Source organism: Flavimarina sp. Hel_I_48 (genome assembly GCF_000733945.1).
Classification (GTDB): Bacteria; Bacteroidota; Bacteroidia; order Flavobacteriales; family Flavobacteriaceae; genus Leeuwenhoekiella.
On sequence record NZ_JPOL01000002.1, the window covers coordinates 1,448,996 to 1,465,105 of the forward strand.

Annotated in this window: 14 protein-coding genes; 11 read left to right on the forward strand and 3 right to left on the reverse strand. The window is 42.7% G+C overall.

The window, feature by feature from the left end:
* Positions 1–189 precede the first annotated feature (189 nt).
* The 3 genes from P162_RS06540 to P162_RS06550 form a co-directional block, all read right to left on the reverse strand.
* Complete coding sequence (locus tag P162_RS06540) at positions 190–792, reverse strand: hypothetical protein (protein ID WP_031426452.1); 603 nt, start codon at positions 790–792, stop codon at positions 190–192.
* A gap of 23 nt (positions 793–815) precedes the next feature.
* Complete coding sequence (locus P162_RS06545; RefSeq protein ID WP_031426453.1) at positions 816–3,224, reverse strand: TonB-dependent receptor; 2,409 nt, start codon at positions 3,222–3,224, stop codon at positions 816–818.
* A 123-nt stretch (positions 3,225–3,347) separates the two neighbouring features.
* A complete protein-coding gene (locus tag P162_RS06550; RefSeq protein ID WP_164076227.1) occupies positions 3,348–3,659 on the reverse strand; it encodes a hypothetical protein in 312 nt (103 codons plus the stop codon).
* 271 nt (positions 3,660–3,930) lie between these two features.
* Here P162_RS06550 and P162_RS06555 point away from each other — a divergent pair, with 271 nt between their 5' ends.
* The 11 genes from P162_RS06555 (at position 3,931) to P162_RS06605 (ending at position 15,996) form a co-directional block, all read left to right on the forward strand.
* Complete coding sequence (locus P162_RS06555) at positions 3,931–4,632, forward strand: DUF2064 domain-containing protein (RefSeq protein WP_241077801.1); 702 nt, start codon at positions 3,931–3,933, stop codon at positions 4,630–4,632.
* Positions 4,633–4,729: 97 nt separating this feature from the next.
* Positions 4,730–7,939: a SusC/RagA family TonB-linked outer membrane protein gene (locus P162_RS06560; RefSeq protein WP_031426456.1), complete on the forward strand. Its 3,210-nt coding sequence runs from the start codon at positions 4,730–4,732 to the stop codon at positions 7,937–7,939.
* 10 nt (positions 7,940–7,949) lie between these two features.
* Complete coding sequence (locus tag P162_RS06565; RefSeq protein ID WP_031426457.1) at positions 7,950–9,401, forward strand: SusD/RagB family nutrient-binding outer membrane lipoprotein; 1,452 nt, start codon at positions 7,950–7,952, stop codon at positions 9,399–9,401.
* 126 nt (positions 9,402–9,527) lie between these two features.
* Positions 9,528–10,751, forward strand: coding sequence for an ABC transporter substrate-binding protein (locus tag P162_RS06570; protein WP_031426458.1), 1,224 nt, complete (start codon positions 9,528–9,530; stop codon positions 10,749–10,751).
* A complete protein-coding gene (locus tag P162_RS06575) occupies positions 10,741–11,595 on the forward strand; it encodes an ABC transporter permease (protein ID WP_035916918.1) in 855 nt (284 codons plus the stop codon). The genes P162_RS06570 and P162_RS06575 overlap by 11 nt, the downstream gene beginning before the upstream one ends.
* Positions 11,585–12,358: an ABC transporter permease gene (locus P162_RS06580; protein WP_031426460.1), complete on the forward strand. Its 774-nt coding sequence runs from the start codon at positions 11,585–11,587 to the stop codon at positions 12,356–12,358. The genes P162_RS06575 and P162_RS06580 overlap by 11 nt, the downstream gene beginning before the upstream one ends.
* Entirely contained in the window at positions 12,358–13,080 is a 723-nt protein-coding gene (locus P162_RS06585) for an ABC transporter ATP-binding protein (RefSeq protein WP_031426461.1), read from the forward strand. Before P162_RS06580 ends, P162_RS06585 begins: the two co-directional genes overlap by 1 nt.
* A gap of 240 nt (positions 13,081–13,320) precedes the next feature.
* Positions 13,321–14,235: a nucleoside hydrolase gene (locus P162_RS06590; protein ID WP_031426462.1), complete on the forward strand. Its 915-nt coding sequence runs from the start codon at positions 13,321–13,323 to the stop codon at positions 14,233–14,235.
* A gap of 74 nt (positions 14,236–14,309) precedes the next feature.
* Complete coding sequence (locus P162_RS06595; protein ID WP_031426463.1) at positions 14,310–14,543, forward strand: hypothetical protein; 234 nt, start codon at positions 14,310–14,312, stop codon at positions 14,541–14,543.
* Positions 14,531–14,842 (forward strand): type II toxin-antitoxin system RelE/ParE family toxin, encoded by a 312-nt coding sequence (locus tag P162_RS06600; RefSeq protein ID WP_031426464.1) that lies wholly within the window; start codon positions 14,531–14,533, stop codon positions 14,840–14,842. The genes P162_RS06595 and P162_RS06600 overlap by 13 nt, the downstream gene beginning before the upstream one ends.
* Before the next feature lie 167 nt (positions 14,843–15,009).
* Entirely contained in the window at positions 15,010–15,996 is a 987-nt protein-coding gene (locus P162_RS06605) for a phosphotransferase (RefSeq protein ID WP_031426465.1), read from the forward strand.
* Positions 15,997–16,110 lie beyond the last annotated feature (114 nt).

Here is a 16,110-nt window from a genome sequence, read left to right on the forward strand (position 1 = left end):
TTATTATTATTTGAAATTGGCTTACATTAGAAATAACACGATTTCTTACCGAAGTTTTAAAATAGGTGCTTTCTCCATGATTTTCAGCTTTAAATAGGCAAATATTCAGTGGAAAAAATCATTAAAAAAAGCCCCTAAAATCGTTGATTTTAGGGGCTTTTTAGCCAAAAATAGACCAGTTTTTGCTATTTATTGAATGGTTACAGGAAAGCTTGCTACAAAATCTTCCTCACCACCGGCGTTGGCCCTATCACCCTGCACAACGCCTGACGCATCTTTGTCTGGCTGATGAACCAATACGATAGAAACTGTACCAGAGCTTGCCTCTAAGGTTGAAAGCGTAAACAAGATCCCTACCGGGTTTGCATCCTCGTCATCATTGGTCGGGTCATCATCATAATCATTTTCGGTATCTGCGTAGGCAAAAGAAACCTCTAGTGCATCAGAGTTTGAAAAGAAAAACTGGTGTTCATCATTTTCCTCCATGATTTCCAAAGTGGTATTTTCCACTGGGGTTTCCGTTTCATTCAGCAATTCTACCTCACCGCTATAAATGGTGTTTGCAGCTAATGCACCGCTTACGGTAAGTTCTGGAGCTTTAGGTCCGTCGCCATCTGCGTCATAGGACTTTAAGGTTACTATATTTCCACTCGGGCCGGTTAATGTAACGTTCATCGTGGTGACTACTTCTTCTTGATTTACTTGTTCAGGAATGCTATCATCATCATTTGAACAGCCCGTGAAAATTGTTGCTGATATTGCCAGAAGACTCATTAATTTGATTGTTTTCATAGTATAAAATTTAAAATTGATTATTAATAATTGAATTTGAGTTGTATTCTAAAATTTCTGCCCAGATCATCAACGTAATAGCGTTGGCGGTTTAGGTATTCTCTATAATTGGTATCTAAAATATTGTCAACATACAAACCTAGCGTAAGGTTGGAATGTTGCGCTACTTTAAAATCAATACTTGAGGTAAAATGGAATAAGTTATACCCGGCTGGCGGCTGACTTACACGCACGGTCTGGTCTACTCGTTCTCCATTATCCTGCAACACTTCTACCGTAAAATCATTATCTGGAAAGCGTTTTTGTTCAAATACACTTTGACTGCGCAGTCCAAGGGTAAGATTATTCATCTTTTCATTTCGGTAGGTAAGCGTGTTGGTCCAGTTGGGCGCGGGCATATCTATCAGCGGTCGGTTGCGGGTGAGATCCTCTCCATTTACATAGGAAAAACTTCCGTCAAGGTCAAAATGCTGGTCAAAACGATACCTTGCATTCACATCTATTCCAAACAATCGCGCGTTGACCTGGCGGTATTCATAAACCGGAAAGGCGCCCCGCGTGGTTTGTTCTACCGCATCGGGCTCCAGGATTATAAAATCGTCGATTCGGTTGTAAAATGGATTTAAACCGAAGCTAAAATCCCCCACTGATCCATCAAGCGAAACACTGGCTTTATACGATTGCTCCTTATTTAACCGAAGATCGCCCAGTTCAATAATCGCTGCGGAATGGTGCAGACCATCACTAAACAATTCTGCAGGATTAGGTGCGCGTGACGCAGAACTCAGGTTTATACGTCCTGTCAAATAGTCGCTAAAAGTATATTTTGCACCCATGGTCGCTGAAAGGTTATTGTACTGAAAATCTGGTGTTGTGTACAGTTCATCACCTAAATCCTGTTGTACAATAGTTCCAAAATCCATATCATAACCGCGTTCTTCCCAGCGGGACGTTTGATAATATTTCTTGGCGTTGACCTGTATATAATCGTAACGAGCACCCGCGTTGAGAACCAGGTTTTCTGAAAGGTTATAATCCAGTGTGGCATAACCGGCCGCGGTGTACATGTCATAATCAGGTATCAACCTGCGCACGCCGGTATCTGGATTTGGAAAATTGACCTGATACATCGCCTCACCACCAAAATTTGCTGTAAAATCAGGATTAGAGTTCCACTCAAAGTTGGTATTTACCGTATGCGTGGTCAGTTCCAAGTCCAGCGAGGGTTTATCACGATCATCGCCACGTCTTATATCATATTCCTGTCTGTTGTTTAGCTGAAAGGAATACGTAAGATCCAGTTTTCCAGCATTTTCAAACTTTTTAAAAACATTGATCTTGGCCAACTGATGACTCACATCCTGTCGTGGCGCAGCAATATCATAGGTAAATGGCCGCACATAATTGGGCTCATTTGCATTTATCGCCGAGACCAGATCGCCTACACTTCCTATATGCGAAGCACGTAAAATGCCAATATTCGCATGATAATAGCTGTAATACGCCTCAAAACCGTAGGTGAATTTATTCAACCCCACACCTACTGAAAAGTCCTGTTCGCGGTTTCCGGTGTTGGAAAGCACGTAATCTGGCGCTTCCCGGTCTCCAAAATATTTCAGCGTTCCCTGACCGGTAAAGTGCAGTCCAGATTTGTACGCTTTCGTTAGGCTCGAAGTGGTTGAAGTACCACGGCCGTTGCTCATGGCCCCAAAAATGGTTTTCCCAAAAAGAGTGTCTTTTACTGGCGCCACCGCAGGATTTGTTACAATAACGCCCCCTACGGCATCTCCACCATAACGCAACGCGCCAGCGCCTTTTACCACTGTTACATTTGCCGCGGTATTAACATCCAGGTTAGGTGCATGCTCCACGCCCCATTCCTGATCTTCCATACGCGTACCATTATTGATGATAAGCACCCGGCTGCTATGTAGCCCTTGTATGATAGGCTTTACCACGGTACTCCCCGTATTTAATGAAGAAACACCGCTTACTTCTTTAAGCGCATCCCCCAGGCTGACACCACTAAAATTTTCCAGGGTTTCCGTTTTTAGGGATTCTTCAGCACTAGAGGTCGTTTCGCTATGGTATTTCTCACCTTTTAATGTCACTTTAGATAATTCCTCGGTATGATGTTCCAGCCGAAAATTTTGCGTTGCATGGTCATCAACATTTATGGTAAAGGTCTTTACCTCACATTCTGGGTGCGTTATGGTTACCTGGGCAGTACCAGCGCACAACCCACGCAAAACAAAGTTTCCGTCAAGATCAGTAACCTCGTAAATCTGCTGATTTTCTATACTGAGCACCGCACCCACAAGGATACTGCCATCATGAAAATCAACGACTTTTCCCGATAAGGTAAAATCGCATTGTTGCGCTTTTCCTGACCAACAAAGGAACAGGAAAGCGAAAAACTTAAAATAGTTCATCTAAAAAATATTTGGATATAAGAATAGGGTCATCAAAGCCTATTGCCTTGAATAACTGACTATTACTTAAAATTGAGAATTGAGGGAGTTACCCCTATATGGGAGATAAAAGCAAAGTGCTATCTAACAAACTGCCGGGGGCGCTTTATTGAGAAAAATCCCAAAGAGAGGTTCGGGACTAAGTGTATAGTTATACACCACAACAACCGGAGTGGCTGAAATGGGAGTCAGAGTAGGTTCAAAAACAACTTGCTGCGGTGGCAAGTACGTATCCGTATGCGATTGCGCGTGCGCTAACTGGCAAATGGTACAGTGATCCTGTACTTTTTTACTATCATGACTAAACTGGTGAAGATCTGCACATTTGAAAGCAAGCAACAGCAGTATAAAAAATACGCTGCCCCACTGCCTCACTTGTTGGCTATTGATCTTCATGCTCGCAAAATTATCTGAAGGAAACACACACACGCTAAAAAGAATGTTAAATTTTAAAATCATTTACCTTCAAAACACACTTTATTTTCAATAATTGCTGGCAATTTCATTGAACAACAGACGTTTTATAACTCAAAGCCAAAATATAAGAACATTTAGGAATTAAATATCATACCGATTAGAGCGTCAATAAACAGGTTTAAATTCAATAATCTTCGTTATATTGCGATTGCCTTTATGATAAAGGTAATTATTTTATCGATTTGTAATCATTAAGAGTCCAACTTCATCTACTGCCCTACTTGTATTCTCGCTTTCGGCGAAAGAAGAGGCATGCCGTAAAACGCTTAACAGTAGAAAAAATGCGAACGAAGTTGTTTTTGACGTTCTTATAAGCAAAACTGCTCAACTTGTTTCAGAAATTGGCCTGGACGTAGTCTGGATGGACGAGAGCAAACAAAAGGGTCCTAATTTTTCATCTCGCATTACGTATGCCTTTAAACAGCTTTTTGAACAGGGTTATAAAAATGTTATTTCTATTGGCAATGATACTCCTGGACTTGAGGTAGCGCATATAGAACGCGCAATAAAACATCTGGAAAAGGGCAAGGCGGTTATTGGCCCTTCCAGTGACGGGGGTGCTTATCTAATAGGGCTTAACCGTTCTCAGTTTGAGACTTCTGATTTTAAAAATCTACCCTGGCAAAAAGAGGAATTATGTTCTCAGCTTTGCGCAAATATCTTTACAAAAAATCACTCCCTGTTTTTTCTTGCTGAACTTAACGATCTTGATACTGCCGAAGACTTGTTTAACTTCGTCAACCAGAATCCCTATTCCCTTCTTGCCCTTATCAGCAGAGCGTATCCCGATCAAAATATTTCCCGTTTTGAGACTATAAAAGTTTTCTTTATAAAGCAAGCTTATTACGCTACAGGCCCTTTGCGGGCTCCGCCTCTACAAAGGGCTGCTTAGTCCCAAATAGCTTTTAGACTTGACCTATTCCATGATTCATGGGATATAGATTGTCATATCCATTTGTACTTTCAACATTTATCATTATTAAAATTCTATGAAAATAGTATTACTCGCCTGCTTGCAGTTATTTATTATAACTGCCATGGGTCAGGCCCAGACTTATACTACGCAAGTCGTTGACAATACTGGTTTACCGGTACCCTTTGCAACTGTAAACGAGGTAGGAACCCAAAACTTTACAACCACCGGTGAAAATGGGAACTTTACTTTGGAAACCGCGGCGAGCTCGTTTAAAATAAGGATTTCTTCCGTAGGTTTTGAAACGCTTACCCTAGCGGTAATCAATGAGAACCTACCGCAACAAATAAAAATGAATATCTCTTCGGAAGAGCTGGATGCCGTAGTGGTAACCGCTTTGGGAATAGAACGTGAACGCCTGGCACTTGCTTCTTCGGTATCTATTGTGGGCGAAGAAGAACTTACTGAAGTTCCCATGACCAACCTGGTGAACAGCCTGGCCGGGCAAGTGGCGGGAGTTCAGATCACTAATGGATCTTCTGGTGTGGGTTCTTCGTCCCGCATTATTATTCGAGGTGAAAATTCGCTCAGCGGAACGAATCAACCGCTTTTTGTGGTGGATGGTGTGCCCATTAGCAATGATCAAATAACCAGTGACCTGGTAAACGATGGCGCCCTGCAGGAAGTGGATTACGGTAATGGCGGCGCAGATTTTAGTCCAGATGATATCGCTTCCATTTCTATTTTAAAAGGAGCAGGTTCTGCTGCGCTCTACGGTTCGCGTGCCGCAAATGGCGTCGTTTTGATCACGACCAAAAGAGGCCGGCGCCAGCCCGGTTTTGGCGTAAGTACGAGCAGTACATTGACCATTGAAACGCTGCTTACCTTGCCTGATTATCAAAATAAATACGGTGGCGGCTCTAATGGTGAATATACTTTTCAAAATGGTATTGGTGCCGGGGTTAATGATGGCGGCATAAGCAGTTATGGCCCACGATTGGATCAGGGACAGCTGATCGCCCAGTTTGATAGTCCGTCAACAGATATCAATGGCAATCCGGTGCGGGGCGGTGATGTTATTGCGAGGACATTCCCTGATGGTTCTTTTACTGAAATTACCGCAACACCCTGGGTTTCCCGTCCTGATAATGTGCGTGATTTCTTTGATACCGGAGTTACCTATCAAAACAATGTGGCGATTTCTTCCGCAGGGGAAAATGGCAGCAGCCGACTATCATACACCAGCCTGCGCAATGAAGGTATTGTCCCCAATACTGATTTTGATCGTGACGGACTGGCTTTGAGCCTGGATCAGGACCTCAGCGACAACTTACGCGTTTCCACCTTTGTGAACTATATCAATACGCGCAGCGGTAACCGCCCCAATCTGGGCTACGGCTATGAAAATGTTTTATACGGTTTTAACTGGACCGGGCGCCAGACCAATATCGCCTCTATGCGCGATTATTGGCAGGCAGGCCAGGAAGGAAGGCAGCATTTTGATGTTAATTACCTGTGGTTGACAAATCCCTACCTAACTTTATATGAAAATACGAATAGTTTTAATAAAAACAGGGTGCTGGGCAATGTTTCCGCTACTTATGATTTTTCTGAAAAGCTGAAATTAACCGTGCGCGGCGGACTCGATTTTTACCAGGACAACCGCGCTTTTAAAAGGGCAAAGAGTACCAATAAAAATCCAGAGGGAAGTTATAGGGAGGATTACGTGAAATACCGCGAACTCAATAATGACGTGCTGCTTACCTATAAAGATAAATTTAATGAGGATTTTGAGTATTCGGTTTCTGCCGGTGCAAACCGCTTTGATCAGGATATCAGTTATTCTTATGCGGAAGCAAGTCAGCTCGCACTGCCGGACATCTACACTTTAGCCAATTCTAGAACGCCGCTAAAGGGCAACAGTCAGATTTTTGACAAACGTATTAATAGCGTATACACGTTTGGGACTATCGCCTATAAAAATCAGGTGTACCTGGATGCGACTTTTCGCAACGATTGGAGCAGCACGCTTCCCGATGGCAGCAATTCCTTCGGATATTATTCGGCAGGATTGAGTTATGTGGCTTCTAATATGTTTGAGATGCCAGAAGCGATTTCGTTTTTAAAACTTCGACTGAGCGCGGCCAGCGTGGGCAATGATACAGATCCGTATCAAAATACTCAGAACTTTCAGTTCAATCAAAACTACGGTTCCAGCTTTCGGGTAACCAATGAAACGGTGCTTAAAAATGCCGATTTAAAACCAGAACGACTGGATGCTTACGAATTGGGTCTGGAAGCCTGGTTTCTCAAAGGAAGGATACAGCTGGATGCTTCCGCATATCAAAATATAAGCAAGGATCAGATTATTTCCCGACCCATTTCTTCCAGCAGCGGATTTCAAAATTATAACGTAAATGGCGGCAAGGTGCGCACACGTGGACTGGAACTTATGCTGAGTGGTGATATTTTAAAAGGAGGGGATTTTGGCTGGCAATCTTCCGTGAATTTCTCCACCTTCCGTAGTGTCGTGATCGAACTTCCAGAAGGTGTGGACCAGTTTGTAACCGGTTCAGCAAATATATTCAATGGCGGTTCCAATGCGGTTTTTTACATCGCCAGGGAAAATGGCCGCGTGGGCGATATGTACGGTACCGGGTTTGTAAAGATTGACGGGGAAACGCTTTATGCAAATGGTTTCCCGGTACAGGACAATACCTTGCGGAAACTGGGCAATTACAACCCTGATTTTAGTTTGGGATTCAACAATAACTTTAGCTATAAAAATATTGGATTGACGATTTTGTGGGACTGGCGCCAGGGCGGCACCATCGTTTCCAGGATCAAAGCGCTGGGAAGCACTTCCGGAGTGTTGAAAGAAACATTGGTAGGTCGTGAAAACCGTATTGTGGGCGACGGGGTCATGAATGCCGGTACAGCTGAAAATCCTATGTATATCCCCAATGATCTTTCGGTAAGCGCGAGTTCTTATTATAATAATTTTTACGACCGTGGCAACGAGGAAAGTGCGGTGTATGATGCCTCGTACCTCAAATTGCGCCAGGTAAGCATTTATTACAATTTCCCTTCAGAATTGACCAATTCCATTGGTTTTTCGACCATAAAAGTGGGTATTGTAGGTAGTAATCTGCTGCTGTTTACTGAAAATCCGCATTTTGATCCGGAACTGAATGCTTTACAGGAACGCAATATCGTATATGGCGTAGAGGATTTCTCGTACCCATCCACACGCAATTTTGGCTTTAGCCTGAAAACCCAATTTTAAGAGCAAGAAAATGAAAACTATATATCTATTTTTATTCGGTCTTTTGTGCCTTATGGGCGTGAGTTGTACGACTAATTTTGATGAACTCAATGAAAATCCCAATTCGCCACCCGAAGTAGACCCACAATATTTATTGACCAATGTGATCACTGTTGAGGCCAATGCAAATACTTATGATCAGGGTTTTTTACTGGCTGATTATCTTGCCCAGTTTTCGGCAAGTGTGGAGTTTGAACGTATTGATCGCTACGAGATGGGATCGAACAGCGCATATTGGGATCAGATTTTCCTATTGTTGACTGATCTCAAATCCATGGAAAACCTCGCAGGATACAACGAAGCTTATGGCGCGGTAGGCGATATATTAAAAAGTTTCCTGTTTTCCCAACTTACTGATATGTGGGGCGACGTTCCCTATACCGAAGCGCTGGAAGCAAAAGATGGAAAATTTACCCCTAAATATGATAACCAGGAAAGTATTTATACCGCTCCCGAAACCGGGATACTTGCTGTTTTGCAACGCTCTGCAGTAACATTGCAAAACACAAATACCAGCATCGCCGGAGATGTAATGTTCAATAACGATCTGGGAAAATGGACACGTTTCGCCAATTCCTTGCGCCTGCGCTATTTGCTGCGTATTTCCAACCGACTTACGGATTTTTCTGAAATGCAGGCGCTGGCAGATTCTGGCATGTTGATCGAATCTAACGAGCAAAATGCAGTTGTTCCCTACTTAAGCGCGGCGCCCAACCAGTTTCCATTTTTCACCGCAGCGCTGGGTGCGTATGGTGAACACAGAATGACAAAAACGGTAGATTCTGTTCTGAAATTATGGAACGATCCCCGCATCAGTATCCTTTACAAACCCACCCAATTGAGCGTCACCAATGGAAATCCACAATTTAAAGGCCTTTTGAACGGTCAGAACCGGGAAACTATCAGTGAAAAAGACGTCAATTTGAACGATATTTCGCTGTTTGGGTCGATTTATCGTGATGTGCCAGATGGTGTAAATGGCCAATATATGCAATACGCCGAAGTGCAGTTTATCCTTGCGGAAGCCGCTGCCCGCGGGTATATTGCCGGAAACGCACAAACCTATTATCAAAATGCGATCGCGGGCAATTTCAATTATTATGGCACCAAAGTTCCTGACGGTTATTTTGAACAGGAAGCTGTAGCGCTTACCGGTAATCGGGATAATGATCTCGTTAAAATATTGACCCAAAAATGGCTCAGCCTCATCACCAATGGGCATGAAGCCTGGTTCAATATTCGCCGTACCGGGATTCCAGCTTTAAAACCGGGCCCAGACAATTTAAACGACGGCCGTTATCCCGCACGCTATTTATATCCTGAATCTGAACAAGCGACAAACAGCGCCAATTATCAGGAAGCGGTAAAGCGTATGGGCGGCGATGATATCAATAGTAAAGTATGGTGGGAAATCCTCCCCTAACCCCTCCCAAGGAGGGGAAAATGTTGCTGGTTAATTATTAATAGAGTTCCTCCCCTTTTTTTCAAGGGGAGGTGCCGAAGGCGGAGGGGTTTTTACCTGAATAACAAAAAGAATACAATAAATTACATGAAAAAATCAATTGAAATTTTCAGCATAATTGGAATACTGATGCTTCTTATAAGTTGTAATTCCGAGCCGAAAACTGACGATTCTGGCCTAAAAACGGCTTCCTGGGAGGATATTTCGGCGAAAGCGGAAGGAACTACCGTAAATATGATGATGTGGCAGGGCAGCCCGGTGATCAATAATTATATGAACAATTATGTGGTGCCCCAAGTAAAAGAAAAATTTAATATTGACCTCCAAATAAGCGGTGGGCAGGGACCTGAAATCGTACAACTGGTCATGGGCGAGACAGAAGCAGGTATTGAAAACGGCCAAGTAGATATTGTGTGGATCAATGGGGAAACTTCTTTCCAACTGCGCAAAATAGACGGACTCTGGGGTCCTTTCATTGAGCAATTGCCGAATATTAAATTCATAAATCTGGAAGACCGCTACATCAACACAGATTTTCAGCAACCTATTGAAGGTATGGAAGCGCCGTGGAGCATTGGCCAGGCGGCAATGGTGTACGATTCGGCAAAAGTGGCAAGTCCGCCGCGCAATCTTGACCAGCTCGAAAGTTATGTGAAGCAATATCCCGGCACGTTTACGATAAGTAACGATTTTTCGGGCATGACCCAACTCAAAAGCTTCCTGGCAGAACTTGGCGGAAGTCCGAACAGCCTCAACGGCGCATTTTCCGAAGAAAAATACAAACGGCTTTCCACAAAATTGTGGGCGTATATCAACCGGAACAAAAAATATTTCTGGAAAGAAGGCGAAACGTTCCCAAAAGAACAAACGAAAATGAGTCAATTGCTTGCCAACGGCGAACTGTATCTGGGTTTTGGCTTTAGCGAGGGCGGTATTGAAGAAAAAGTAGTCAGTGGTTTGTATCCCAAAACCGTACGTTCCTACGCCTGGGAAAACGGTACGATAAAAAACGCCAATTATATGGGTATTTTGAACAATGCGCCTAACAAAGCTGGTGCGATGGCGGTGATCAATTTCCTGATCTCGCCAGCAGCGCAGTTTGAAAAATCGCATGCCAATGGTATGGACTCCAATACCGTCCTTGACTTGGAGCGCCTGCCACAAGAATGGGCAACAAAATTCAAAAACGCACCGCAACGGCAGTATGGTCTGGAAATGGATGATTTAAAAGACTACGCGATTGAAGAACCCGCCCCGGAATATATGATACGGCTGTATGAAGATTTTAGAACCCAGGTGATTGAAAAATAAAGGCTCCATACTCGGCATTGTTTTTTTTGTGATCATTGGCGTGGTGCCTTTTTTTGCAGCGTTTCTGTACGCGCTGGGTTACAGTTTTGGCATACTGGGTATTCTGAATGATGGTTTTACCACCCGCTTTTGGGAACAGGTTTTTATATCTGGGGAATTCCTTAAATCCTTTGGTTATAGCGTGGCAATTGCATTGGTTTCGCTTGTGCTTTCCATAGGTGGCGCACTTTGGGTGACGCTGAAGTTCCGCAGGGAGCTGGACAGGAAATTCCTTTCTTTTATGCTGTATTTGCCACTCGCCATTCCTGGGGTCGTGGCTGGTTTTTTCATGATACAATTATTTTCAAAAGGCGGCTTTTTTGCACGGATCGCATTTCAGTTGGGCTGGATTGAAAAAACATCGCAGTTCCCTGATTTAGTGAACGATTCGCTTGCTTTTGGCATTATAATCACGTTTATCACCATGCTCGTCCCGTTTTTCACTTTGCTTTTTCTGAATGCGTATAAAAATGAACGCATTGAAGAACTTTCCATTCTTGCGCATGCGCTGGGCGCCAATGTCAATCAAGTAACACGGCGCGTGGTTTTGCCCATTATTTTGAAGAAAACGGGGGTGCTCATCGCACTCTATTTTATCTTTTTGCTCGGTGCTTACGAGGTGCCGCTCATTTTGGGTCAGGAATCGCCGCAGATGCTTTCCGTTTTGATCATTAGGGAAACGCGCCAGTTTGACCTTAGCAAAATTTCAGAAGGTTACGTGGTCGCTGTAATTTACACGATCGTCGTCTCAATAACCGCCATTTTGTTGTTTTTACCAAAACGAAAAACAGTGTATGAAATCTAGCTGGAAACCTTATATATTAACGCTGATCGTACTGCTGATAACCTTCCCGTTCATCTTTATGGTGTTGCTGTCGCTTTCTTCAAGTTGGCGGTTTCCAGATGTGCTGCCCGGTTATTTTGGTTTTAAAAATTGGGTTACGGTCTTGAATTCTGAAGCGGGATTATTGCAGAGTTTTATCATTTCCGTAGTTATTTCGCTTGCCGTGGGAATGGTTTCCACGATCAGTGGATTTCTGATCAGTAGAGCGGTATTTTACCATAAAAACAAGCGGATTTTGACCCTTTTTGCCTATTTTCCATATGTTTTGGCTCCGGTGGTTTTCGGCGCATGCCTTAGTTTTTTCTTTCTGAAAATTGGTTTGTTTGGGAATGTGACCGGTGTGATCGTGGCGCAGTTTCTGGTCGCTTTTCCGTACGCGCTGATCTTTTTTGGCAGCTTCTGGAACAAAAAAATAAAAAGCTATGAAGATCTGGTCGCCACTTTGGGAGGTACTTCACGGCAAACCTTTTTTAAGGTCTTGCTTCCACTCGCTAAAAGCATGCTCCTCATCTGTTTTTTTCAGACCTTTTTGATCTCCTGGTTCGAGTACGGCCTTACCTCAATTATTGGCGTGGGCAAAGTGCAGACGCTCACCATAAAAGTATTTCTATTTATTAAAGAAGCCAATTATTATTACGGCGCGCTGAGTTGCTGCCTGCTTATTTTTCCACCCGTGGTGCTGTTGTATTTCAACAAGCGCTACGTATTTAAAAATCTTGTTTGATGTTTCTTGAAGTCCAGCATATCACAAAAAGTTTTAATTACGAGCATGTAGTCAAGGATCTCAATTTTACCCTTGATGCGCATAAAACGCTGAGTATTCTAGGCAAATCTGGGTGTGGAAAAACCACGATGCTAAAAATAATCGCCGGACTCATAAAACCTGATTCTGGCACACTTTTGCTTAAAGGGGAAGACGTTACAAACGCGCGTCCAGAAAAAAGAAATATCGTGTATTTATATCAGGAAGATTTACTGTTTCCGCATTTAAATGCCTTTGAAAATATTGCCTTTGGCCTTCGGCTGAAAAAAATTCCAGAACCCCAAATCAATGAAAAAGTTGATCATATGATCGCGAGTCTAGAATTACATGGTCAGGCCAGTAAGATGCCCACGCAGCTTTCGGGGGGACAGCGGCAACGGGTGTCTTTTGGCAGGGCCATAATAACAAATCCGTCGTTGCTTTTGCTCGACGAACCCTTTGGCAGCCTTGATGCCGGCACACGCCAGCGCATGCAGCAACTCTTTAAGAAATTGACCCAGGAGTTTAAAATCACTTCGCTTTTTGTGACCCACGATCTTAAGGAAGCGGTACTCATGGGAGATGAGATCGGTTTTATGCGCGCCGGAAATTTACAGGTCTATAAAGACAAAAAGGATTTTATAAACGATCCCGAAACTGGCGTGCAGGAGGAAATGAAGTATTGGAAGAGTTTGGGAGGATAAATGACGTAGGACCTAAGACTTTTTGACTCAAGACTAAAAATTAACCCTGGTACGTCATGCTAAATTTAATTCAGCATCACACTAGTTACGCTTAGGATGAGACCCTGAACCTAATTCAGGGTGACGCGTCTGGGAATTGAAAAAAGCTGAGAGAATACGGTAATGTGGCATTAAAGATAAAATTGTCTTATGTCCTACGTCAAACTATCTTATATCTCTTTAATTATAATTGAAATGATTATGACAAAAAAACAAGTTTGGATAGATACTGACCTCGCTGCGGGGATGAAAAGAGTCAACGCCGAAGGCTTTAGCGATGTGGATGACGCGTATGCGATCCTCCAATTAATGAAAGCTGAAAATGTTGAAATAGTGGGAATGAGCGCTGTTTTTGGCAATACGCCATTAGAAAACGCATTCCCCCTTTGCCAAAAAATGAACACGGAATTTGCCGGGGGAAAAATCCCCGTTCATAGTGGCGCAGCGGAAGCGCTCAACCTACACGAGATAAAAACCAATGACGCCGTGGAAGCGCTCGCGAGCGCCCTTAAAAAGCAAAAAATGATTGTTCTGGCCATTGGCCCGGCAACGAATATTGCACTTTTACTTTTACGTTATCCCGAGCTTAAAACCCAGATTGAAGAAGTTGTTCTGGTTGCCGGTCGTCGCAAGGAAACCGATCATTTCGCCATTGGTAACCAGGGCAGGCGTGCGCAGGACCTTAATTTTGATCTGGATAACGATGCATTTCGGGTACTCTTTGAAAGCGGGGTTAAGGTAGTTCTTTGTCCGTTTGAGATCTCGAATAAAGTCTGGTTAAAAAAGGCAGATCTTGACCAACTCGCGCAAGGCGACGCAGGCAACAAATGGCTTGCCGAAGTATCGCAAAACTGGCTTGCGCAATGGATACATCTGGGCGCAGACGGTTTTAATCCTTTTGATGTGCTAGCCAGTCACTATATCAGCGCCCCAGAAGATTTGGTTATGGAAGAATTGAATGCCCATCTTGAAATTTATCCCGATGACACCGTCCCGGAAAACGACCGAAAAGCATATAAAAACTACCTTTTATGTGATAAAAATGCCGGTTTTCCGGTGATGTATTGTTATGATGTGGTTGCGGATTATCATGAAAGATTAATGGCGAGTTTTTGAGATTTAAAGACCATTTTCGGGCCAAAAAATACTGATTTTAAGCTGAAATTGACGAATTTTAGGAAAAGTAGAATATGAAAACACTAGCCAACATAAAAAATCAATTGATTGATAAAATTTTATTGACAGATAATGCCGATTTACTTTCTGCGATCGATTCTATTTTTAACGCTACTCAAACAAGTGATTCTTTAAAATTAGATTCTTATCAATTGGAAATGCTGATGATGAGCGAAAAAGATATCGAAAATGGCAATTTGATCTCAGAGGCTGACCTAGAAAAAGAAGATGCTAAATGGATGGATTAGCTCTTTTTTGGACGGCAACTGCTAAAAAACAGCGCAATTATGTTTTTGATTATTGGAATAACCGAAATAAAAGTAAAAATTATTCTCGAAAACTAAACCTTTCCATAAGAGAGCGAACCAAATTATTGAAAAAAAATCCGGAAATGGGCAAGAAAATCGATTATGCAGAAATGCGCTCAATTTCAATGGGTCATTATTCAATAATCTACAAAATAGCTGCCGAAGCGATAATAATTATAGCTTTTTGGGACAATAGGCAAAATCCCAAGAAACTACTCAACTTTTTGAAAAATAATTGAACATGCATGTTCATAAATTTGGAAAATAACACTTCAATCCTAAAATATGGTCGGTTCTCGTTTGATAAAATTCATCCATGAGCCGTGAATTTATTTCAGTGTCGCATAAGAGAAATAACATGAGCGTGATGCTGAACTAAATTCAGCAGGACGCAACAAAGATTAAAATGCAAAAACTCACCACAAACACACCCCAACTCGAAGCCTACCTTAAAAGTCAAGGTTGGTTACAAGCGCAAGAATATATCGCCACCATCGAAAAACCGGGCGAGGGCAACATGAACTTTACGTTGCGCGTGGATACCGGTGAACGCACCTTTATCATTAAACAAAGCCGCGGTTATGTAGAGAAATATCCTCAGGTAGAAGCACCCGAAAAAAGGGCGCTTATGGAGGCCGAATTTTACGCATTGACTTCAAAAAACACGCACTTGAAAGGGATGATGCCCAATTTAATCGCGGTTGACACAACCAATAATGTGCTCCAACTGGAAGATCTGGGCAGCGGTAAAGATTACAGTTTTCTGTACCAAAAGGGAAAAACCATAGCTGAAGACGAACTTTTTCAGCTTATGGATTACGTGGCGCAACTGCATAACATAACGGCAGGAGCTGTAGAAAACCCCATTTCAAATCCCGATATGCGCGCGCTCAACCACGAGCATATTTTTGTTTATCCCTATATGGAAAACAATGGTCTTGACCTGGATGCGATCCTACCAGGACTTGCCTCTGTGGGCGCTACGTTTAAAAAAGACACGGAACTTCAGCGTAAATTAAAAACACTTGGCGAACTCTATTTGGCTGATGGGGATCATTTATTACACGGTGATTATTTTCCCGGAAGTTGGTTGAAAACCACTCAAGGTATCAAAATCATCGATCCCGAATTCTGCTTTTTTGGTCCGCCGGAATTTGAAATTGGGATCACTATTGCACATCTTAAAATGGCAGATCAGCCTGAAAAACTGGTGAAAAGTGCCCTAAAACAGTATAAAAAACAGGCAAAACTGGACGAAAATCTGAAAAAACAGTTCACCGCTGCCGAAATTTTACGCCGTATTTTAGGACTGGCGCAGCTTCCGCTGGAAATTGATTTGGCAAAGCGAAAAGAACTGGTTGAAGAAGCGAGAAATGTAATTCTTAACACATGATTTTAATTTGAAACAGATTCAAAAAAGAGAAGAGAGAAGAGAGAAGAGAGAAGAGAGAAAAGAGAAGAGAACAAAGAAAGTTCCATGAATCTTTATTCTCTGTTCTATTTTCTT